At 40.1% G+C, this 22,419-nt stretch carries 16 protein-coding genes; 9 read left to right on the top strand and 7 right to left on the bottom strand.

Translation table 11 applies throughout. The features are described from left to right. Positions 1-252 precede the first annotated feature (252 nt). Both WKK05_RS08065 and WKK05_RS08070 read left to right on the top strand, forming a co-directional pair. Positions 253-1,575, top strand: coding sequence for an aromatic ring-hydroxylating dioxygenase subunit alpha (locus WKK05_RS08065; RefSeq protein WP_341529229.1), 1,323 nt, complete (start codon positions 253-255; stop codon positions 1,573-1,575). Between the two features lie 85 nt (positions 1,576-1,660). Continuing rightward, complete coding sequence (locus tag WKK05_RS08070; RefSeq protein ID WP_341529230.1) at positions 1,661-3,151, top strand: glutamine synthetase family protein; 1,491 nt, start codon at positions 1,661-1,663, stop codon at positions 3,149-3,151. 96 nt (positions 3,152-3,247) lie between these two features. On the opposite strand, the gene purN is transcribed toward WKK05_RS08070, so the two are convergent. Then, positions 3,248-3,910, bottom strand: coding sequence for a phosphoribosylglycinamide formyltransferase (purN, locus tag WKK05_RS08075; protein WP_341529231.1), 663 nt, complete (start codon positions 3,908-3,910; stop codon positions 3,248-3,250). 12 nt (positions 3,911-3,922) lie between these two features. After that, a complete protein-coding gene (locus WKK05_RS08080) occupies positions 3,923-4,939 on the bottom strand; it encodes a type IV pilin-like G/H family protein (protein ID WP_341529232.1) in 1,017 nt (338 codons plus the stop codon). Positions 4,940-5,026: 87 nt separating this feature from the next. Here WKK05_RS08080 and WKK05_RS08085 point away from each other — a divergent pair, with 87 nt between their 5' ends. Further along, entirely contained in the window at positions 5,027-5,914 is an 888-nt protein-coding gene (locus tag WKK05_RS08085; RefSeq protein ID WP_341529233.1) for a sugar ABC transporter permease, read from the top strand. A gap of 24 nt (positions 5,915-5,938) precedes the next feature. On the opposite strand, the gene WKK05_RS08090 is transcribed toward WKK05_RS08085, so the two are convergent. After that, positions 5,939-9,505 carry a PAS domain S-box protein gene (locus tag WKK05_RS08090; RefSeq protein ID WP_341529234.1) on the bottom strand — a complete coding sequence of 1,189 codons (3,567 nt, stop codon included), beginning with the start codon at positions 9,503-9,505 and terminating at the stop codon, positions 5,939-5,941. Positions 9,506-10,322: 817 nt separating this feature from the next. Here WKK05_RS08090 and WKK05_RS08095 point away from each other — a divergent pair. Next, entirely contained in the window at positions 10,323-10,979 is a 657-nt protein-coding gene (locus tag WKK05_RS08095; RefSeq protein ID WP_341529235.1) for a pentapeptide repeat-containing protein, read from the top strand. A gap of 223 nt (positions 10,980-11,202) precedes the next feature. On the opposite strand, the gene WKK05_RS08100 is transcribed toward WKK05_RS08095, so the two are convergent. The 3 genes from WKK05_RS08100 to fraC all read right to left on the bottom strand — a co-directional run bounded on the left by WKK05_RS08100 (position 11,203) and on the right by fraC (position 13,927). Further along, entirely contained in the window at positions 11,203-11,982 is a 780-nt protein-coding gene (locus WKK05_RS08100) for an ABC transporter permease (protein ID WP_341529236.1), read from the bottom strand. Between the two features lie 133 nt (positions 11,983-12,115). Continuing rightward, positions 12,116-13,123, bottom strand: a complete 1,008-nt coding sequence (gene fraD / locus WKK05_RS08105; RefSeq protein WP_341529237.1) for a septal junction protein FraD — start codon at positions 13,121-13,123, stop codon at positions 12,116-12,118. Between the two features lie 264 nt (positions 13,124-13,387). Further along, on the bottom strand, positions 13,388-13,927 hold the full coding sequence (gene fraC / locus WKK05_RS08110; RefSeq protein ID WP_341529238.1) for a filament integrity protein FraC: 540 nt from the start codon (positions 13,925-13,927) through the stop codon (positions 13,388-13,390). Positions 13,928-14,162: 235 nt separating this feature from the next. On the opposite strand from fraC, the gene WKK05_RS08115 reads away from it, so the two are divergent. Then, entirely contained in the window at positions 14,163-15,299 is a 1,137-nt protein-coding gene (locus WKK05_RS08115; RefSeq protein WP_341531048.1) for a cob(I)yrinic acid a,c-diamide adenosyltransferase, read from the top strand. Between the two features lie 47 nt (positions 15,300-15,346). On the opposite strand, the gene WKK05_RS08120 is transcribed toward WKK05_RS08115, so the two are convergent. Beyond that, on the bottom strand, positions 15,347-17,350 hold the full coding sequence (locus WKK05_RS08120; protein ID WP_341529239.1) for an AAA-like domain-containing protein: 2,004 nt from the start codon (positions 17,348-17,350) through the stop codon (positions 15,347-15,349). Positions 17,351-18,236: 886 nt separating this feature from the next. On the opposite strand from WKK05_RS08120, the gene WKK05_RS08125 reads away from it, so the two are divergent. From WKK05_RS08125 to WKK05_RS08140, 4 genes are all read left to right on the top strand, one after another. Next, on the top strand, positions 18,237-18,836 hold the full coding sequence (locus WKK05_RS08125) for a cytochrome b/b6 domain-containing protein (RefSeq protein ID WP_341529240.1): 600 nt from the start codon (positions 18,237-18,239) through the stop codon (positions 18,834-18,836). A 60-nt stretch (positions 18,837-18,896) separates the two neighbouring features. After that, positions 18,897-19,631, top strand: a complete 735-nt coding sequence (locus WKK05_RS08130; protein ID WP_341529241.1) for a molybdopterin-dependent oxidoreductase — start codon at positions 18,897-18,899, stop codon at positions 19,629-19,631. Between the two features lie 66 nt (positions 19,632-19,697). Further along, complete coding sequence (locus WKK05_RS08135; protein ID WP_341529242.1) at positions 19,698-21,131, top strand: bifunctional orotidine-5'-phosphate decarboxylase/orotate phosphoribosyltransferase; 1,434 nt, start codon at positions 19,698-19,700, stop codon at positions 21,129-21,131. 173 nt (positions 21,132-21,304) lie between these two features. Then, complete coding sequence (locus WKK05_RS08140; protein ID WP_341529243.1) at positions 21,305-22,414, top strand: AI-2E family transporter; 1,110 nt, start codon at positions 21,305-21,307, stop codon at positions 22,412-22,414. The last annotated feature ends 5 nt before the right edge of the window (positions 22,415-22,419 follow it).

The following is a 22,419-nucleotide window of genomic DNA, read 5'->3' on the forward strand; positions in this document are numbered from 1 at the left end:
AATCAGTGTTTGATACTCCGTTCATCTATCTCAAAGCTTCATTCATCTCTCTCAGAGCTTCGTTCATCTCTCTCAAAGCTTCGTTAACGAGTCTTTGATACTCGTGAACAAGTATAAAAACTCCCCCTTGTCCCCCTGCTCCCCTGCTTCCCCTGCTCCCCTGCTCCCCCTGCTCCCCCTGCTCCCCTGCCTCCTACCTCCTGCCTCCTGATTCTTGATTACTTCTTCATCAACATTAGTCTTGTAACTTTTATGGAAGGATATGACTGGGATTATTTAGTTCAACCAGAGCGAGTGCATCGGTCAGTTTATACCGATGCTAGAATTTTCCAAGAAGAAATGATACGGATTTTTGGGGGAACTTGGGTTTATCTTGCCCATGAAAGTGAAATTCCCAACCTTAACGATTTTAAGATATCTCAACTTGGGCATCGTCCAATTATTATCCTCCGCGATCATCAAGGAAAAATTCGCGCCTTGTTCAATCGTTGTAGTCATAGAGGCGCGACAGTCTGTCGTTCAACTCGTGGTGGTGCAAAAACTTTCACTTGCCCATATCATGGCTGGACTTATAGCAACACAGGTAAATTAACAGGCGTTCCTTGGGCAAAGGGGTATGCTGATGACTTTAATCGCTCTGAATTTAACCTTGGGCAAATTCCTTTGGTAGAAAGCTATCGGGGTTTTATCTTTGGTACTTTGAACCCGGAAGCAGCAGACTTAAAGACATATTTGGGAAGAGCGAAAGATTTGTTAGATCAGTGGATTGATCGGTTTCCCAACGCCGAAATCACTGTGAAAAGCAGCGCTCATAAAATGATTTATCAAGGTAACTGGAAGTTTACCTACGACAATGCTGCTGACGGTTATCATGTTGCCTTCTCACACCGTTCTTTACTGGCTGTAGCAAATCGGTTAGATGAAGAAAAAGATATGCAATATTTTGCTCAAAGTCCCGATGAAAGCCCGATGTACGTACAATATCTTGGCAATGGACATATGTTCATCGATCAGCGCCCCAGTTACGAGAACCGTGATGGCGCTTTCTGGGAGCAACAGCGGCCTCAGCCAGGACGGGAAGTTTATGAAGCAAAGCTTAAAGAAAAGTGGGGTAATAAAGCAAATTATTGGTTAGATTTATCCGTTGGTTCGCAAATGAATTTGACTATCTTCCCCAATCTGATAATTTTTGGCAATCAAATTGAGGTGATTGAACCACTAGCTGTAGATCGTACTCAACTCACCATTTATGCCACCACTATTACCGGAGTACCAGATGAAGTCAATGTGCTGCGAATGCGAACTCAGGAAGACTTTCCGAGTTTTGGTAGCCCTGATGATTTGATGAACTTTGCCGAATGTCATCGGGGGCTGAGTATTCCAGAAATAGAGTGGGTAGCCATGAATCGGGGTTTTGGCATGAGCGATCGCCATCATGTAGATGATAATGGTGTAGTGACTGGCCCTGTAACTGATGAATTGGCAATTCGTGGCTATCATCAAGAATGGAAACGCTTGATGAGTGCCGATTTAAAACTAACGGTACGGCCACAAAAGAAGGGTGTAGAGGAATAATATATATCTGATTTTGAGTCCTGCATTTTGTAGCTGTATCTACTTTGGAGGAGCTTTAAACAATTGAATATGATTAACCATCAACATGAAAAAACCTGGTTTTATTGAGCGTCATCACCTGTGGACAGCAGCCCAAACAGAACTATCTGAGCAGATTAAGACTATTGTCAAAGAACAAAATTTATTATTAATTCGCACTGCTTGGGAAGACCAACATGGCATAGTTCGGAGTAAGTCGCTGCTACCTCAAGCATTTTTGAGCGCTTTAGAAAACGGGATGCAAATTAGTACAGGTACATACTTGTTTGATAGTGGGGGTGCGCTGGTATTTAATCCTTTTGTTGCTGGTGGTAGCTTAGAGATGCCAGAAATGACGGGTGCGCCAAATCTTCTAGCTGTTCCTGACCCCCATACTTTCCGAATTCTGCCTTGGGCGAAACGGACTGGCTTTATCCTTTGCGATCAGTATTTTCAAAATGGTCAGGCGATGCCTTTTTCTAGTCGAGGCATTTTGCGGCGATCGCTGGCAGAATTACACCAAAGAGGATTAGAGCATATTGTCGGCTTAGAAGTTGAATGGTATCTGGCAAAATTGGAAGATCCGATGTTAGCGATCGCTCATGTTGGCTTTCCGGGAAACCCTGGTGAACCCCCAAAAGTCAGCGCCGTTGAGCATAGCTTCCAATACCTTTTGGAATCCCACAATCCAGCGATTCATGACCTGCTGGGAATTCTAGCAGAGAATTTAGTAGAAATGGCATTGCCTTTAAGGAGTGTGGAAAACGAAGGGGGAATCGGTCAATTTGAATTTACCTTTGAACCGATTCCGGCATTACAAGCCGCGGATACAATGATGATGTTTCGCATGGCAACTAAGCAAATCTGCCGTCAGCAAGGTTATTTAGCATCTTTTATGTGTCGTCCAGGATTGAAAGGCAGTTCTTCTAATGGCTGGCACTTACACCAATCGCTTGTAGACGTAGCTACAGACGAAAATGCTTTCATGTCTGCGGACTCAACAACACTAATGTCAGATTTAGGCAAACACTTTGTTGCTGGTATTCTCAAACACGCCAATGCTGCTTCTGTTTTCACAACCCCGACAATTAACGGTTACAAACGCTTTAGACCAAATTCCCTAGCCCCAGACCGTGCTGGGTGGGGTCTAGAAAACCGCGGGGCAATGATTCGAGTTCAAGGGGGTTTTGGTGATCCCAGTACTCATATTGAAAACCGAGTTGGAGAACCAGCAGCCAATCCCTATCTCTACATGGCATCACAATTAATTTCTGGGTTAGATGGAGTAGATTGCAGACTTGACCCTGGTTCGCCGACAGAAGAACCATATACTACTGAAAATCCCACCTTACCCAAAAGTTTAATCGAGGCGATCGCACATCTCAAACAAAGCGAACTTTTCCCTGAAAAAATGGGGCAGCAGTTCATTAACTACATTATTAAAATCAAAGAGAGCGAAATTAACCGCTTTTTGGCTGCTGTCGCTGATCAAGCCCCAGAAGATTATTTAAAACAGGTTACAGACTGGGAGCAAAGAGAATATTTTGAGTTGTTTTAAGAGAAGTTAAACAGTTGACAGTTGATAAAAATAATTACTGATTACTAATTAATAGCTCTTGAATCCTATTGACTGCTCACTGTCCACTGTCCACTATCAACTGTCAACTATCAATTGATAAGCTGCTAAAGCGATCGCCTGTGGTAATATCCGATGTTCCTGAACTTGAATTCTGGCGTGAAGCGTTTCTGGTGTATCATTTGGCAATACTGGCACTGCTGCTTGCATTAATATTGGGCCACTGTCCACTTCTAAACAGGCTATATGCGCGGTACAGCCAGTAATTTTTACCCCAGATGCCAAAGCTTGTTCTACAGCATGAACTCCCTTAAAGCTGGGTAGCAAACTCGGATGTATATTTATAATTTTGTTAGGAAAAGCATCAATTAATACTTCTGTCACCAATCGCATCCAGCCTGCCATAATCACCAATTCGACATTATATTTATGTAATGTCTGCACAATTTGTTCATCAAATTTTTCTCGGATTTTGTAGTTGCGGTGATTTAATAACACAGCTTCTACGCCTCTGTTTGCTGCCCTGACTGCTGCTTTAGCAGAAGGGTTATTATAAATCAAAACTTGAATTTCGGCATTTAGCTTTCCGTCTTGAATAGCTTGGGCAACTACCTCAAAATTGCTACCATTTCCAGAAGCCATAATTCCCAATTTCAAGGGAGGATTTTGTGTAAAGTGGTTGCTAGAGATGTTAGGAGAAATCAGGCTAGCAGCAGGATCTATTGTGGAATTTTTACTCATAGAGTATCAATATTACAATAAATGTGAGCCTGTTGGGCATTGAACTTGCTGTGATTCTCTGGTGGGAAGTTTCGGCTGAGCTGGCGGTGTGGTAGATGGTTTATCAGTTTCGCAAATAGCTGTATTTGTAACAGTCTCGCCTTTAACTTTTGTGATAAATACAATGCCTGTATAGCTTTTGAGTTCAGGTTTTTTAGCAGCGGCTGTACTAATTACACTTTGGGTTTGTCTGCCTTGGGGTATTATTCGATAAGTGTAATTCTCAGTTTCTGGTTTAATACCAAGTTGTAGTTGCTCAAGAGTTGTACCAAACTTTTTGTTTTCCAGGTAATAAGCTTGTTGTACGCGGTTTATAGTGCCAATAACTTGTTTACCTTCAACTTCGGGCTGATTAGTTGGTTGAGCTTCTTTATTTGGGTCGATGAGTTGAACATTAGCAGGTAATGTTGTGGCATCAGAAACTTTTTTGAATAGCGTCGCTGTTCGAGAAAAATTTCTAGGTCTGGGTTGTCCAGGATTAGTGCCATCTAACTGTAGTCGCAGTTGACCATCAGGAGTAAATTCCAAAATTGTTTGCACCGGTTCCTTGCTACCTGGAATTGTGACATTTAGATGCGTTGGTTTTGGCGTTGGATCAATCTGATATTGAAATTCAACAGCGACAAGCTTATCAGGAACGGGAAAAAGAAAAAATAGTTTGCCTTCTGGTGTAAAGATAAAAGTTAATGTTTGAGGAGATGAAGGGTCTTTAGCTAGCCATTGCCCTAATAATTTCTTGGCAATAGGATTTGTTGCTTGTGGTGGTTGAGACTGAATTGGTGTTCGTAATGGATTTGGAGTTGGTGATAGATTCGGTGTTGGTACTGGATTGGGAGTTGGTGCTGTTGTAGGTTGAGCTAGCACAGTTGTGTCGAGTGTGACCAACAATGCTATAAATACGCTTGAGGTAATGAATTTGCTAGCGATTACCTTTGCTTGCGCTCCTTGGGCGATCGCAAGTTGATCAAAATAAGGGAATATTTTAGGCATTTGCATTAGAGCCACTAGATTTACAGGATCTTAACAGTACTTCTGCGTAGAATTGCACTCTGCCGACATTCAACAGCTAACATTGCCATGAAAACACCGCCTTCCTCTCGTATGGAACTGCTTGATAATGATACAGTTGCCGCTTGGGTTTTTCTCACACCAGCACTGATTTTACTCACCTTATTCATTATTTGGCCGATCGCCTATTTGTTTTATCTTAGTTTCACCGCAGGCAGTTTTACCTCAAAAGGTACTTATTGGGTAGGCTTAAAAAACTACTGGCGCTTGCTACTGAACCCAGATTTCTGGCAAGTTATTGGTAACACCTTATATTTTACCCTTGCCACTCTTATTCCCAGTTTAGTTATTCCTTTAGGGCTGGCAGTTTTATTAAACCGCTCTATAGCATTGCGGGGAATATTGCGAAGTGCTTATTTTCTGCCTTCAATTATCTCCCTTGTGGCAGCTGGTTTGGGGTTTCGCTGGCTGTTTCAAAACACTGGGCCTGTAAACGCATTTTTAGATTTTTTAGGAATTCCAGTAATACCCTGGCTGGGAGATGCATTTTGGGCAATGCCAGTACTGATTGTAATGAGTATTTGGAAACAACTGGGTTTCAATATGGTGGTCTTTCTAGCTGGATTGCAAGCAATTCCTCCCAGTCGTTATGAAGCAGCAGATTTAGATGGAGCGAATGCTTGGCAACAATTTTGGTATATAACCTTACCTGGATTACGTCCCACCGTCATATTTGCAACAATTACCACTGCGATTTTTACATTACGGAGTTTTGAGCAAGTTTATGTAATGACCGGTGGTGGCCCTTTGAATTCAACTAATTTGCTGGTTTACTACATTTACCAAGAGGCTTTTGCTCAATTTGATTTTGGTTATGCAGCAGCAGGGGCAACGGTGCTGTTAGCAATGACGTTGGTACTAGTGTATTTGCAGCTGCGAACTTGGGGGGAGGAGTAGAGGCAGGAGGCAGCACTTCGACTCCTAACGCCGAACTCTGCTAACTAGGCTGACGACAGCTGCAACTAGCTCAGAAGGCTCCGTTGGTTTGTGAAGGTGCAACTGAAAACCTGCTGAAAGTGCCTGTTTCTGGTTATATTCTCCGGCATAGGCAGTGAGAGCGATCGCAGGTATTTGTCCCCCTTGTTCTGGTGTCCAGGTTCTCACTTGGCGAATTAGCATATAGCCATCTATTTCTGGCATTCCAATATCGCTTAATAGAACATCTGGCTGATAATCTGCTAAGGCTTGCAGTGCTTTCGTCGCCGATTGTACTGCAATTACTTCTGCCCCCTCCTCTTCTAAGACGAAGCTGATAAAGTCCCGCGAATCGGTTTCATCATCAACTACTAGTATTTTGAACCCTTGAAGATTTCCCAAATTGGAGTCCACTTCATCTTCTTGTTGGCTTTCTCCGGCGGCTAGTGTTGGATGTAAAAGTGGCAGATTCACGGTAAATGTCGCCCCCTGTCCTTCACCCTGGCTTTCTGCCAAGACTGTACCACCGTGAAGTTCTACTATCTGTCGAACAATAGCCAACCCCAGTCCTAGTCCACCAAATTTTCTGGTGGTAGCGCTATCGGCTTGCCGGAAGTAATCAAATACATAAGGTAAAAAGTCAGATTTAATTCCTTGACCTGTATCGCTAACGATAATTTGGGCATAGGGCATTGGGGATTGGGCATCTGTAATTTTTATCCCTGCTTCCCCTGCTCCCCTGCCCCCCTGCCCCTCGGTCACTGAGCGGAGCCGAAGTGCTGCCTCACTTCGACTCCGCTCAGTGACCACCTGCTCCCCTGCCCCCAATCCCCTTTCCAGTCGTACTTCTACTCGTCCACCTGGAGGTGTAAACTTAACAGCATTGGAAACTAAATTCCAAATAACTTGCTGCAAGCGGTTAGGGTCTCCCGTCACTAGCAATGTGGAATTACTCTGATTATTTTCATCAACTAGGGACAATTTTACATTGATGGATTTTGCTTCTGCTGCCAAGCGTACTGTCTCTATTGCGGCGGAAATTGTAGATGCCAGATTTACTTTGGCAATATTTAATGTCAGTTTGCCCTGAAGAATACGTGAGACATCTAGCAAGTCTTCAATGAGTTGAGCCTGTAATTTGGCATTGCGCTCAATAGTTGCTAAGGCTATTGCTGTCTTTGATTCGTCGAATTTGCGAGTTTGGAGTAGCTTAGACCAACCCAAGATAGGGTTGAGGGGCGATCGCAATTCGTGAGAAAGAACGGCAAGAAACTCATCTTTGATGCAGTTTGCTTCTTCAGCTTGAGCGCGTGCCTGCTGTTCGGCTGCGTACAAGCGAGTGTTTTCAATTGCGATTGATGCCATCTGAGCTAACTGCACAATAATGGCTTCGTCTTCTTCGGTAAATTCACCTTCGTATTTATCAGATAACTGAATTAGTCCAATATTGCCACCATTCCTGCCAATTAGGGGTGCAGCCAGCCACCCACGCATTGGAGGATGTTTATCGGCTTCTTTGCCAAACCCTCGCCACCTGGGATGATCTTGCAATTCGGCTTGAGTCATCCGCATGGGACGATTCATGTGACAGACGGAGGCGTAGATGCCTGTACCATCAGGCTTTTCCTGATAATCTTGCCATGCGGCATACTTATCTGAGAGTGAAATCGAGCTTACAGACTGCGCCCAATTATGATCAATTGTCGTGCTGGTGACTGATTGGTGTGCGCCGATGATGCCACGCGCCTGTTCTGTAATCAACCGCAAAACTTCTTCAATCGAGAGTGTTGAATTAATGGTTAATGCTGCTTGAGTCAAGCCATGTAATTGGCTGACGTATTGTCGCGATCGCATTAGCATTTGTTCTCGTTCTGCTTCTGCCTGTTTGTGATCGGTAATATCAATGCATGAGCCGATATAACCGAGAAAATTACCTTCTGGTGTTAAACGTGGCACACCTATATCTAAAATCCAACGATATTCGCCATCAAAGCGTTTGAGGCGGTACTCCATTCTAAAATCTTCACGAGCATCAAAGGCATTGACGTAAGTTTCAAAACAGTACTGTAAATCATCAGGATGCACTCCTTGCACCCAACCATTACCCATTTCTTGGTCTATTGAGCGTCCTGTAAACTCCAGCCACGGTTTATTAAAGTAGTAACAAAGCTTATCAGCACCAGACATCCAAATCAGAGAGGGAGATGCATCTGCCACCTGACGGAATCGTGTCTCACTTTCTCGTAATGCGGCTTCTACCCGTTTACGTTCAGTTATATCCAGCACCTGGGATAGCACGGAAATCAGCTTGCCTGATTCATCACATAAAGCCGAGTTGTGCCACTCACAATAAACAATAGACTCATATTTGGTATAGTTGCGGTTTACAGAAACACGCTGCGTTTCTCTGCCGCTCAATAACTCCATAATTATGTCGTTGACTGTCTCTTCATCTTCATCACAGATAAATTGCCAATCATCAAACTTTTTACCCATAACTTCTTGAGCTTGCCAGCCGAAAATTCGCTCGGCTTCTCGTGACCAGCGACATACACGAAATTCTTGATCCCACTCGATTACTGCCAAAGGAGAATTCTCCACATGAGAATTGAGCCTTGGTAAGACATCGCGCAACGATTTCTCTGCCTGCTTGCGCTCAGTTAAATCCATCACAAAACAGACACAACTAGGTGGAGACTGCTCCAAAAGAGCGCCACCAATCAAAATTGATACACGAGAGCCATCTTTACGAAGATATTGCTTTTCAAAAGGAGTAAAGCAATTAAACGTTAAAAGTTCTTGCAATGCCTTTTCATCTAAGTGGCGATATTCTGGGGGTGTAATTTGTGGCCAACGGATTTCTCCTGCAAGTAGCTCTTCACGGGTATAGCCCACCATCTGGAGAAAAACATCATTAGCCTCTATAATTTTTTCAAAATCTGCCAAAACAATGCCAATAATATTGGAGTTAACTAATTGCCGACAGCGAGCTTCACTTTCTTGTAGCGCTTTTTCCATCTGCTGGCGCTCAGTATGTAGGCGTTGAAGCTCGGCAGTTAACTCTACCAAAGGTCTTTGTGCTTCAGCAGTATCTTGGTGAGTGATAATTGGGGCGATCGCGCTACGTGCAGTTTTAGAGGCAACCGCATCTATTGCCCGTTTTTGCTCAGTAATATCGGTAAACGTCGATACAACTCCGTAGGGTACAGTTTTGTTACGCTGGAATAAGGGCTGCGAATTGATCAACAACCAAATTAACTCATCGCTTTGCTTAGAAAAACCAATAACGCAGTTTAGACAGGGCTTGCCTGTACTCCAAGCAACCATAGCCGGATGAGTTTCCGCACTCAAGGGTGACCCGTCTTGATGAACCCAGGAAGAGTTTAGGGCAGCCCAGGACTGTATTTGCTCGGTTGTAAGCCCTAGAATGCTCTCAGCGCTAGCATTATATGCTTGGATGTTGCCATCAGCCAACTGAAAGATCATCCCCTCTTCCACAGTGGCGTGTCTGCTGCGTAGAGCATCTAACTGCTCCCCAACTACCTGATAATTGCACTTTTCCTGATCTTGCATCTTGTTAGGTTCAATAAACTAGGCGGGACTTTTTTGCCCATGAATTAGGATTGCTTGCTTGAGTAATAATTAGTTACTAGTACCGCTATGCGGAATTCGTAATACTTCTCTACGAGAGGCTGCGCCCTAAGCGTAGCTATGCCGCAACCTTTACGGCTACGCGGTAGTTGAGCGTAGTCGAAACTCAGTACAAGTTCGTAATTCTTAATTACGTTTTCACAAAGGTTTCAGGCATTCTCAATGGATGGTTTATTTTCGCCGTGCTGTACTAGCAGTTTTTTTCTAGGAATCTGGCATATTTTTATATAAGTAGATCCTTTTTTTAAATCTAACTTTGGCAGCAAATAAATCCTCCTATAGATAGGGGTTTTACAACGATTTTACTAATTAAAGACTATTTAAAATAGCTGTAACTTTTACTAAGATAAACCCTTGGTTTTATGTCTGCTTCCAGATGTATCATATAGTCGCTCCCGTACTGTTCAAAGCTAAGTTTCTCGTTCTCAAAAAGCTATGCATTTGTTAATAAATAATTAACATTTGATGTAGTAATTACTGTTTATTAAAGAAAATTGCATACAAAACGATTCATAATCTCTTAATTCTAGGATATTTTTACATTATCAATATTTCCTGACTTATGTCAGCATTTTTTGTTGTAAAAACCTATTCAAAAGCGCATTTTTACGTTCTTTCTCATTTTTTTGGAATTTATTTAAGATTATGTATCTAGCTTATCTACATTTCGGGTGTACTCTCAATATACGGTAGCTCTCATGATCGGTCTTCGAGATAAATTACACCTGAGGTGAATACCATGAAAAATTATGCTGAGCAGCAAGAATTGCTCTTAAGTCAAATCCCAAATAAATGTTTTAAAGACCAAGATTTCAGTGGATGTGACTTGAGGGGAATTGACCTGAGAGCAGTTGATTTAAGTGGTATTAACCTAATAGGAGCAGATTTGCAGGATGCAAATCTGTGTGGTGCTATCCTGACTCGTGCTAATTTAAGTGGTGCAAATTTAATGCACGCTAGTTTACGTGAAGCTAATTTGTATGAAGCTTGTTTGCGTGAAGCTAATTTAATTGATGCTGATCTAACACAAGCAAATTTGTGTGGAAGTTCCTTATTACGGGCGCAGCTCACAGATAGTAACCTTTGGGGTGCTTCTTTGTGCGACGCGGATTTAAGTGAAGCAGACTTAAGCAATGCCATATTAATTGAAGCCTCACTAATTGAAACTAAATTAGTCAGGGCAAATCTTACCGGAGCAAAGCTATGTGGTGCAATTTTATTAGAAGCTAATTTAAACCAAGCCAACTTAACTGGTGTAGACTTCGCATGGGCAAACTTAACTAAGGCTAACTTGAGTGAAGCAAATCTTTGGGAAACAAACCTGATTTATGCAAAGTTGCGGGATACTATTATGCCTGATGGGACAATTGAACAACCTCAAATGGTGATTTATTAATGGTTATTAGTCATTTGTCACTTGTACTGAGCGTATCGCTAAAGCGAAAGCTCCGCTAACGCCTTGGTCTCGCAGAGAAGTCGTAAAGCCTGCGGCATAGCTACGCTTAGGGCGCAGCCTCTCGTAGAGAAGTATTTGTCATTAGTGAATAACAAAAGACAACCAGAAAAGTCGTGGCTTAAGCTTCCTGCACTCTGAACTTCAAAGACAAAGGATTAAATGATTAAAACTCGCGTCGTGAGAAGATAAAAATTGCGATCGCTAACAACATAGCACTGTACAGTAAGCCGTAGCCAGTATTGGTAATCAGCGCAGTTGTGTTTGGTAGTGCTTGGAAACCATACACAGCATCATTTTTTAAATCTAACCGCGATAAATCTGGCAATATGAGAAACAAACCTTGTGTGATGTGTTCTAGTCCAGGATTGCGGCTAAGACGGCCGAGTTTGACTAAATCTTGAGTAATATTCCCGGTTAAATACACGGCAAATGTTAAAGCAGTCGCTAACAGGGAACTAGTAAATACTCCTAAAACCATTGCCACAGCAGTGATTAAGGATAACTGCAAAAGTAAAAAAAATGCAGTTATCAAAATGCTTGGTATTGAATAAGTAGCTTTCCCAAATTGTAAAAATATCAGAAAAATCACTGTCATCGTGGCAATCATTACGGCTAGAACTGCGGATAGCCCCAGGTATTTGCCGATAATAATTTCGCTGCGGCTAACAGGTTTAGCAATTAGTACCAAAACAGTGCGTTTTTCAATTTCTTTGTTAATCAATCCTGTACCAACAAATATAGCAACAATTAAACTAATTGCATTCATTGCTGCCAAGCCAAAGTCTAAAAATATTTTGTTTTCAGTTGTTGCAGCAAATTGCGGCAGCACAAGGAAAACTGTGGCAAGTATCAGCGCATAAAAACCGATAATATATAAGATGCGATCGCGCACCATTTCCTGAAACACATTCTTTGCTAGTACAAAAATTCTGGTAATAGTCATTTGTCATTGGTTATTGGTCATTGGTCATTGGTCATTGGTCATTTGCCAGGAGGTAGAAGGCAGAATGAATCTTCTTGCTTTAATTTGTTAATTTTTAATTTTTAATTTTTAATTAATTTGTCTCCCCCTACTCTTACTGCTGCGGAGGTGGTGACCCAGCGATAAACTTACTCAGGCGATCGCATTCAATTTCTGCAACTGTGATTTTGTTACCTGAGTTGTTTGTTGCTGCAACTGGTTCGATTCGACAAGATTTTTTGAGGTAATATCCGCGTGGATTAGAACTTGGCCCTATCCAGATACTGAGCAAATCTAATATATACCCAGATTTAGTATTTACTACTCGTGGTTCAACGCGCCACAGTTCTTTTTCTTCATATTTTGCTAGATTTTTTTGAATGACTTGGTTACCCAAGCTGCCTACTCGCTGTTTTGCATCTAGTAACCATCTTTCAACTTCTGACCAAGGTCTTTCAGCTATTTGTTCTTCGACTATTGGTTGAAGTTTTTCTAAAATTACAACGCCGTTTCGCGGAACTTTTATTATGGGTTGTGTTGACACAACAAAGGTACTGCGCTTAAAACTGTCTGCCTGCAAACTAGGATATTCTTGTAACCAACTATCTAAAACAAAGTAAAACTGAATCCAGCAACTCAGTACCATACAACTGGCAACTAAAATTATGATTTTTGGTCGGTCTGCTGATTTAGGAATACGAGCTTTAGCATCGGTGTCACTCCCCTCAATGAATTCGGGAATCGCCGTAATTAGCGCCGAAAGAACCGGCCAGAAAACAATTGTTCTTTCCGAAATTACGTTTTCTGGACTTCCAAACGCAAAAACACTGACTAAAAAGCCAGTGATTACTGCTCCTACTGGCATAAAAGTTCCAGGAACCCTTAAAGGGTCTTCAGTGGTATACCAAGATGTTCCAGTAATTAAAAATAACCAACCACAAAAGGCAATTATATCTCTTATATAACCTGTAGCAAAAGATGAGATAAACCAAGAAAAAACACTTAAATAAATTAAAGTTTGCCAGGAATAAGCCTTTGGCGGAACTAATAACTTTTTAACTCCTGCGTAAAGCTCTTCAACAAATTTAAATGCTTTAAATACATCTTTTAGCAATGTATCCATATTTTGACCTCTAACTAATTAGTACGAAAAGATTGATTTTGCTGTTTTAAACAGACATAGGATTCATTTTTTTAACAAATTTGCTTTTGTGGAGTAGTTATAGCGCTTATCGTTTGCATTAAGTATAGTTTTTAACCTCACCCACTGTCTCTTTCTTTAGTAAGGATAGGGAAGCATTTGCTTTACTCAAATATTCTGTGAGGTTATGACTGTATTGCGCCGAAGTTAGAAGCCATATTTCCGAGTAAAAAAGTTTATTATCTCCTACCTTGAGCGAATAAATAAAACAAGAGTAATAGCACTGTAGCTTAAAGAATTAGCTATTAATGTAGCAGTAACTAAATTTGTGTTTTGCAATTTTGCTGTGCTAAAGCGACTTGCCCTACGCCGCTGAAATGGTTTTTCCTCTTCTTCTTTTTTCCATAGTTCTTCTCTTAACGATATTAATAAAACTCTTAAAATAAAGAATTTCATTATAAAAGTAGCAAAGAAAATTATAAAGGCTGTTAAAATCAAAAAAGTTTGAGAACTCGCAGATTTAAAACTATTGAAAAATACATAATTAATTAATTCTGATTTAAGCGTTATTGGCAACATTGGCTCAGCTAGAAAAAATACTAACCAACCAATGACGCTAGAAAATAGATTGGTCGAAATAGCATAAAATGTACTAGTTCTTTTATCAAATTTTAGTTTATAGCTAAAAACATATGCTTCTATGGGAATAGCTATTAGTAAAAATAAAAAGTCAAATAAAACTACACCGACAGGAAAAATTATAGGAAGTGTTAAATTTTCCAACATAAAGGTCAACTGCAAGGGTTAGCTGTAGAGAGTATAACTGGCATAGCCAGGGTGATGGGGGAAATTATCGCATTGTTCTTGTCGTTTACCATGTGGTATGCCAGTATTCCCTTATTAATCTTGTTTATACATTTCGCTGGGACTTGTACTGAGATACTGAAGCAACAATGTTTCTATCTCAGAGTACAAGACGTTCGGTAAGATGAAAGACTTCCACGTTACAGCTTTTCAACAGATGACAAGGAACGGCATCGGTATTCGCACGGCGCAAGTGCGTTCTGAACGGCTCATTGGTCAAATTCATGTCTATGATGGTGTAGGCAAAGGTAAGTCCCAAGCAGCTTTGGGGGTGGTTTTGCGCTCGATAGGTTTAGGGATAAATACACCTAACTATTCCAACCGTGTGTTACTACTGCGGTTTTTAAAAGGCCCAGAACGTGATTATGATGAGGATGGCGCGATCGCAGCTTTGCAGCGTGGTTTTCCCCATTTAATTGACCAAGTTCGCACAGGTAGAGCAGAATTTTTTGGGGCAGAAGAAATTACCCCCTTTGATAAAGCTGAAGCAGCAAGGGGTTGGGATGTGGCTAAAGGTGCGATCGCCAGCGGTTTATATTCAGTTGTTGTCTTGGATGAAATTAACCCTGTTCTAGATTTGGGTTTACTCCCAGTTGATGAGGTGGTAGGGACGTTAAAATCTAAACCCCAAGAGTTGGAAATTATCGCTACTGGACGCGCCGCACCGCAAAAGTTGCTCGATATTGCGGATTTGCACTCAGAAATGAAACCTCAACACCATCCAACGGCAAAAGCACTTTCTTTGGAGGGTATTGAAATTTACACTGGTGCTGGTAAAGGTAAATCTACTAGTGCTTTAGGTAAAGCCTTGCAGGCAATTGGTAGAGGAATCAATCATCCAGGGTCTACCCGCGTACTGATTATGCAGTGGCTTAAAGGCGGTAGTGGTTACACAGAAGATGCAGCGATCGCCGCTTTGCAGCAGTCATATCCAGAAGTGGTGGATCATCAACGCTGTGGTCGAGATGCGATCGTTTGGCGCAATTCCCGGCAAGAATTGGACTATGTAGAAGCTGAACGGGGTTGGGAAATTGCAAAAGTAGCGATCGCCTCTGGTTTGTATAAAACTATCATTCTCGATGAACTCAATCCCACCGTTGATTTAGAACTACTTCCCGTTGAACCAATTGTCCAAGCTTTGCTCCGCAAACCCCGCGACACTGAAATCATCATCACCGGTCGCTGCCAAAATCAACCAGCATACTTTGACTTAGCTAGTATTCACTCTGAAGTTTACTGCCACAAACACTACGCCAATCACGGCGTAGAACTTAAACGAGGGGTTGATTTTTAAAGAAACAGAGAACTTTTGTACAGACGCGATTAATCGCGTCTCTACTCCTAACTCAAAACCACGCGATCGCGTCCTTTTCTTTTTGCCTGATGCAACGCTTTTTCAGCAGCGTGGACTAAATTTGCAGGCTCAGTTGATACTGTGGGAATAATGCTAGCTACGCCTAAACTGACAGTTAAAACAGCAGCGGGAAGACCACCCATACCTGGATAATCACACTTAATTGCCAAAGCTTTCACTTGCTCTCGAATGTGTTCAGCGATATACATAGCCACAGTAACATCTGCCTGGGTGAGGATGGCAAATTCTTCACCACCATAACGAGCCGCTAGCATCGAAATGTTTTCAATCTTAGAATCTGCCATTCGGGTAATTGCAAAAGTATTAGTGGCAGGGTATTCAATACTCTTAGTGGCATATGAAATACTGCTATTACTTATTGGTAAGTTAACGCAGTTACAAATAGTGTTGGCGATTTTTTGCAAACACTTGTCTCCGGCAGAAATCCCGTAGATTTTATTATAAATTTTGAAATAATCAATATCGCATAAAATCAATGATATCGGCGTGCCTTCACGAGCGGAGCGTTGCAACTCAATTTGCAAGTAGGTCTGAAAATAACGGCGATTGGCTAATTGAGTTAGTTCATCTAAGATAGAGAGGACACGCAATTGTTGATTTTCTCTTTTCAAGCGTTCAAAGCTAGCGTTGCTGAAATTTTCAGTTACTGTCAGTTTGTCTCGAAAATACAAACGGTATAATTCACATTCTGGAGTACAGCGATCGCCTTCTAAATTAATCAGCCCCAAACTCTGTAATTTATGTGCCAATGATGGCTCTAATTTTACATCAGCTTCAGCATTAATTACTTGAGAAAAAGCAGTACTTAGTTCTGGTTCGTCTCGCAGTGCTAATAAGTACCGATTTAAATATTCGTTATAAATTCCTGTTGCTGTAGGTGCTTGTTGCAAAAGTTGCTGTAAATCCCGCTCTAACCCCCCTTTACTGACAAGGTGATACAAAGCTAGTCTTACTAAATAAGGATGTCCCCCCACCATTGCCATTAAACGTTCGGCATCTTTACCATCTGTCCAATCCAATCCATGACGTTGTGCTAAATCTTGTACCTGCTCTTTTGTAAACGGGAACAGTTTAATTGGCAAACCGATATTAAATGGTGATTGACTCAGTTTTAAGGGAACAAAAATTTCTGTAGAATATACCAAAACAAGGCGTAATTTTTGCCAAATTTCTGTTCGTCTAGCTTGTTCATACCAAGAACGTAATAGTGGCAAAAATTCACTAGCAATTTCTGGATAATCAAATAACCAATCTACTTCATTCAATACTAAGACAAGAGGGCTTTCCAAAGCAGGCAGCAAATACCTTTGGAAATAGATAGAGCAGCTGACTTTGCTACCCATATCCTCATCCCAATAATCATTGAGTTTTGGTTCTAACTGTAATTCTCGACTGAGGTTGGCACAAAACCAGCGCAAAAATTTATCTAAACTAGTAAATACTACTTTGTCTGCTTGCTGGAAGTCCAAACTTACGGTATTAAAACCTTGATTAGCAGCATGTGCAAGCAACCGTAAAATCAGGGAGCTTTTTCCCGTTTTCTTGGGAGCTTTTATCCGAATGACACTCCCTGGTACAGCTATTTCTGCATAGGCAAGTTCCTCAATTGGTGGACGAAAAATGTAAAACCGAGAATCAAGAGATACTGGCCCACTAGGAAATTCTAAGGATATGGCTGTGGCTGTCCGATGAAATTCTCTTATTAATTGCTTATATGCTTGGCTAATAAGGCGATTTTCTAGATTCTGACGGAGATTAGATTTATTGATAGGTTCTTTCCAAAAGTTACTCAAAAGTTGCCATAAATTAGCAGCAACTTTCCTAACCTGCTCTTCTCCGTGCTGCGTTGCCAACGCTATATCCGTATAGGTTTTTCCTTCCCATAAAGAACGTAACACTATCTCTTGGAGTGTCGTTAAACCGGTTGCTTGACTGGCTTTTAGTAGCAGTACTACTTCATCTATAGTCATTAGTCATCAGCTCTACTTCTAAATGACATTTGCCCAAATCCTGCTTTTTCGTCGCTCAACCTAGCTTTATTTCTGAGGATACTTAACTAGCGAGTCTTTCCCCAACAGCTACAAACAAGCTTTGACAATTTTTTGGATGAGGAAAATTTAACATAACTTGATAAGAAGATTTTTTTTAATATTTTTCTATAATTTTATCTAATTTTTATGTCATATAATATATTTTATTTTAATAATTCTTAAGAATTTATCTGAATATGATATGTATAGTTTTTCTAGAGAATAATGTCGGCGATCGCAATATCTCTAAGATTCATCCAGTTAGCTTTTTCTTGATTACATCAAAATTGATCTGAGGGGCTGATAAATGTCTAAATAGATTACAGCCTAATAGGCTAAATTCACTATCTTGTTAATAAAATTACACTTAATATACTTAAGTCCTGGGTATTAAAACAGGCTATAAGCTGAGAATATCTCCTATAATTTAGCAATACTCGTGTATATAAAATCACTTACCTCTCTTCTGATAGAAGCTGAACTTTTTACATAACACTAGTTAATAATCTCACAAGCTATCGCCAACTTTTCACGAAGAAAATATTCAGAGCTGGTTATAAAAACGCCTCTTTTCCAGAAGCTAAAATTCAGAATATAGAAGTCTCTTAGGCTATAACTACTCACTTATTTGTTTTTCGTGCTTAGTTTCAGACGTTGAAAGCACAACACTAAACTGTTCACATAGATATAACCTCATGTGTAGCATAAGTTCTTTGTTTTAACTGAATCAGAGGATGGGAAGATAAGAGTAAGCAATGTTAATTTCCGAACCTGCTGGGCTATTTACCCAAGACAGAGAGATATAAAATTTTCTCAGTAAATATATATGACTTCGACCGTTCCCCCTAAAACTCGGAATTTACCAACTCAAGCAATAGGAGCCAAAATTTTTCACTCCTGTAATGTTGTTAGCCTGTCAATAATGCTCACCAGTGGACTACAAATTTACAACGCCAACCCTGTTTTTGGTGGACGTGAAGGTTTACATATTCCTTCGATATTTACCTTGGGAGGTTGGCTAGCGGGAGGTAGACACTGGCATTTTGCAGCAATGTGGCTATTTTCGTTAAATCTGTTGTGGTATGGAATTTACGTTTTAATTACCCGACGTTGGCGACATCGGTTCATAGGAGGCAATGATCTTAGAGCATTACAAAAAAGTCAAAATTCCAAGCGTCTCATTTACGCTTGGCATCGCATCGTCTATACAGCCATTATTCCTATTTTACTGTTAGCGTTACTTACAGGAATAGGTATGTATAAACCTGTTCAATTTTCCTGGGTTGTTGATATGTTTGGTAGTTGGCAAGCACTAAGAATTGTTCACTTTGCCTCAGTACCGATGTTTATTATCTTTACAATTATTCACTCTTTATTAGGACGTAAGGCTGGAGGTTCCCAACTTACAGAATCAATGTTTTGGTAAACAAAACTTTGGAGGATGAGGGAGAAAAACCAATGACAAATTACAAATGACTAATAACTAATGATAAATGACAAAAAATTAATTCGCATAAATCGTCCTCAATTAACACGCCGCAAATTCTTAGAAATTTCTGGAGTTTCTGGCATGGGGTTTCTTATGGGTGGCTGTGGTACACCAGCATTTGAAGATATTGTAGGTAAACTTTCTGAGCCACTTAATCAGAAAGTTGAAGAGTTAGTGTTTAAACCACAAAAGCCTGTAGCGGAATTTTCTTTTAGTGAGATTAAACCAGAAGAATTAATAGTTAATAGTTTTAGGTCTACTCCAATTATAGATACGGCACAGTATCGTTTAATTATTGATGGTGAGGTTAACAATCCTCTAAGCCTGAGTATGGCAGAAATCCAGGCTTTACCTCTGACTTCCATGATTATACGCCATGTTTGTGTGGAAGGTTGGGCAGCGATCGTTCAGTGGGGTGGCGTACGTCTACAGGAAATAGTTGCCCTTGCTCAACCCAAAGCAAATGTCCAATATGCTTACTTTAAATCAGCTGATGGCTACTATGAAAGTTGGGATATAGCTTCAACTTTACATCCCCAAACTTTGTTAGCTTATCAGAAAAATGGTGATCCTTTGCCAATAGAAAATGGTGCACCTTTGCGTTTAGCATCACCAATTAAACTTGGATATAAGCAGAGCAAGTGGGTAACTCGAATTACACTTGTTAGTTACTTATCACTTTTTAAAGGTTACTGGGAAGATCAGGGCTATGAATGGTTTGCAGGATTATAGAGAGTTAGGAGTGAGGAGTTATAAATTTATGATGTGGCTATTCATCCTTTTTTAGGAATACAAGATATGAATTTTTTCGATAAATTACATATTAACATCTCTCAAAATCAAAGTTTACTCTTTGTAGGCCTTGATCCAAATCCAGAGATGATGCCGGCTCGTTACGAATCTGAAGACATCATCACTGGTTTATGGCAGTGGTTGCAATTCATCATTACTGAAACTGCTGATTTTGTTTGTGCATATAAACCAACACTTGGCTTTTATGAAGCTTTGGGTATTCCAGGCTTAGAACTATTGCATAAAACTTTAGCAGCTATTCCAAGCCACATCCCAATTATTTTAGATGCTAAACATAGTGATTTAAATACTAGTACCATCTTTGCTCGCGCTGTATTTACAGAATGGCAGGTAGATGCAATCACTCTGAGTCCTTATACAGGACAAGATCATGTAGTGCCTTTTTTGGTTTATCCTGATAAAGCAGTGTTTATTTTATGCTGTACTTCTAATGCAGGTGCAGAAGCTTTACAACAGTATCCTGGTAACGAAACACCTCTTTATTTACAAGTCGTTAAAGAGTCAAAAAACTGGGGAACTCCAGAACAATTGGGTTTGGAAGTAGGAACTATAAATCCTGAAGTTTTAGCGCTCATTCGATCAGTTGCTCCTGAACGTATTATTATGGCGCGTAGTATCTGGGCAGAAGGTGGAAATCTCAAGCAAATTTTAGAAGCAGGTTTGAATACTAACGGTGATGGTTTGCTGATTCCGGTTCCTCAAGATATGCTAGGAAGCTCACAATTATCTCAAGAAATCCAGTCTTTAAACGCAGAAATTAATCAATTTAAAACTGAAATTATTGATGAGAATTCTACGTGTTCTGTGTGGTTACCTAATGTTTGTGTTTTTAATCAGCACCCTCAACAAGATTTGATTTTGCAACTTTATGACATTGGTTGCATTATGTTTGGGAAATTTGTCCAAGCATCAGGAGCTATATTTCCTTATTACATCGACTTACGCAAAATTATTTCCAATCCTCAACTTTTTAATCAAGTTCTCTGTGCCTATGAGAAAATTTTGAAAAACCTTGATTTTGATAGATTAGCAGGTATTCCGTATGGTTCTTTGCCCACTGCTACTGGTTTAGCTTTACGTCTTCAGTGTCCGATGATTTTTCCTCGTAAAGAGGTCAAGGCCCACGGAACTCGTAGAGTAATTGAAGGTAGTTTTTACCCTGGTGAAACAATTGTGGTAGTTGATGATATTCTGATCAGTGGTAAAAGTGTCATGGAAGGAGCAGAAAAATTGAAATCAGCAGGATTAAATGTTAATGATATTGTGGTATTTATTGACCATGAAAAAGGAGTAAGAGATAGGTTACAAGACAATGGTTATCGCGGTCATGCGGTCTTAACTCTTTCAGAAATTACTAATACTTTATATCAAGCAGGAAGGATAAATGATGAGCAATTTTTAGCTTTTACTGAAAGTTAGTACTCAATTTAAGTTTACTGGTAGACGTTTTTGTATTTCACTGAATTTTTTGTTTACCCAGTCAAGTTACTCTGATAGATTATTAAAAATCTATTGTATTTTCTTAACTATGACCAGTTTTATTTTCCTAGACGCTTTTAAGCAACCGAATAATTTTGAATTTTAAATTACTTATGAATTTCTCGCTCAATCAACTACTTAAATGGTTAATTTTTACGCTGCTGTTTCCTCTACTCTTTCTCAATGGGTGGCTAGCGTTTCGGCTTTTTCAAAATTTGCAACCTCTGTTAACAATTTTTATTTTAGCTACTTTATTTGCATTTATTTTAAACTACCCTGTTTCGTTTATCCAAAAGCGGGGAGTTAAACGCAACTATGCAGTGTCATCAGTTTTTATATTAACCTTGGTGATTTTAGTTACTTTTGGAATCACCTTATTGCCTATTGTTATTGAGGAATTTAATGAGATAACTAGAGTACTTCCGCAATGGATTGATTCTAGTAGTGAAAGGCTTCAAATTTTAAATGATTGGTTTTTTAGACATAAATTAAATGTAAATTTAAGTGAATTATTAACGCGAGTAACTGACCGCTTGCCTGATGAATTAGAGTATGTTTCAGACAAACTTTTGAGCATTATTATAGATACTATCGATAGTGTATCTGAAGCATTAATTACAGTAGTATTAACTTTTTACCTGTTGTTAGATGGCCCTCGCTTGTGGGAAGGGATATTTAAAAAGTTGCCTGGTAGTTTTACTAAGCAGGTAAGCCTATCTATTCAGCAAAACTTCCAAAATTACTTTATTGGACAAGGAAGTTTAGCTTTGCTAATGGGCGTTTCAGAAACTTTATTACTGTTAGCTTTTCAAGTACAGTTTGGTTTACTCTTTGGTTTGGGAATTGGGCTTTTGAGCTTAATTCCTTTTGGTGATATTGTCAGTCTATTTGTAATAACTTTGATAATAGCAACACATGATGTGTGGTTAGCACTTAAGGTTTTTGCATTAGCTATTGTAATTGATCAGTTAATTGACCAAGCGATCGCACCACGACTTTTGGGCAGATTCACAGGACTTAGACCACTATGGGTGATAATTGCTTTACTCGTAGGAACTAATATTGGTGGGGTATTGGGCTTGCTAGTTGCAGTACCTGTTGCTGGATTTATTAAAGATGTAGCAGATGGTTTTTCTAAATCTACTAGTTCTGAGAATTTGGTTGAGGGTGAAGAAGCAGCAGAATTGTTGCCAGAAGAATCAATATCGCAATGTGACACATAGACCAT

The sequence above is a fragment of the Nostoc sp. UHCC 0302 genome (genome assembly GCF_038096175.1).
In the GTDB taxonomy this organism is placed as follows: Bacteria; Cyanobacteriota; Cyanobacteriia; order Cyanobacteriales; family Nostocaceae; genus UHCC-0302.

Excerpts from the sequence above, each read along its gene's own strand:
- WKK05_RS08135 (WP_341529242.1), top strand. The coding sequence starts at position 19,698 with ATGAATTTTTTCGATAAATTACATATTAACATCTCTCAAAATCAAAGT.
- WKK05_RS08100 (WP_341529236.1), bottom strand. The coding sequence starts at position 11,982 with ATGACTATTACCAGAATTTTTGTACTAGCAAAGAATGTGTTTCAGGAA.
- WKK05_RS08130 (WP_341529241.1), top strand. The coding sequence starts at position 18,897 with ATGATAAATGACAAAAAATTAATTCGCATAAATCGTCCTCAATTAACA.
- WKK05_RS08080 (WP_341529232.1), bottom strand. The coding sequence starts at position 4,939 with ATGCCTAAAATATTCCCTTATTTTGATCAACTTGCGATCGCCCAAGGA.
- WKK05_RS08085 (WP_341529233.1), top strand. The coding sequence starts at position 5,027 with ATGAAAACACCGCCTTCCTCTCGTATGGAACTGCTTGATAATGATACA.
- fraD (WP_341529237.1), bottom strand. The coding sequence starts at position 13,123 with ATGGATACATTGCTAAAAGATGTATTTAAAGCATTTAAATTTGTTGAA.
- WKK05_RS08115 (WP_341531048.1), top strand. The coding sequence starts at position 14,163 with ATGACAAGGAACGGCATCGGTATTCGCACGGCGCAAGTGCGTTCTGAA.
- WKK05_RS08120 (WP_341529239.1), bottom strand. The coding sequence starts at position 17,350 with ATGACTATAGATGAAGTAGTACTGCTACTAAAAGCCAGTCAAGCAACC.
- WKK05_RS08095 (WP_341529235.1), top strand. The coding sequence starts at position 10,323 with ATGAAAAATTATGCTGAGCAGCAAGAATTGCTCTTAAGTCAAATCCCA.
- WKK05_RS08070 (WP_341529230.1), top strand. The coding sequence starts at position 1,661 with ATGAAAAAACCTGGTTTTATTGAGCGTCATCACCTGTGGACAGCAGCC.
- WKK05_RS08125 (WP_341529240.1), top strand. The coding sequence starts at position 18,237 with ATGACTTCGACCGTTCCCCCTAAAACTCGGAATTTACCAACTCAAGCA.
- purN (WP_341529231.1), bottom strand. The coding sequence starts at position 3,910 with ATGAGTAAAAATTCCACAATAGATCCTGCTGCTAGCCTGATTTCTCCT.
- WKK05_RS08090 (WP_341529234.1), bottom strand. The coding sequence starts at position 9,505 with ATGCAAGATCAGGAAAAGTGCAATTATCAGGTAGTTGGGGAGCAGTTA.
- fraC (WP_341529238.1), bottom strand. The coding sequence starts at position 13,927 with ATGTTGGAAAATTTAACACTTCCTATAATTTTTCCTGTCGGTGTAGTT.
- WKK05_RS08140 (WP_341529243.1), top strand. The coding sequence starts at position 21,305 with ATGAATTTCTCGCTCAATCAACTACTTAAATGGTTAATTTTTACGCTG.
- WKK05_RS08065 (WP_341529229.1), top strand. The coding sequence starts at position 253 with ATGGAAGGATATGACTGGGATTATTTAGTTCAACCAGAGCGAGTGCAT.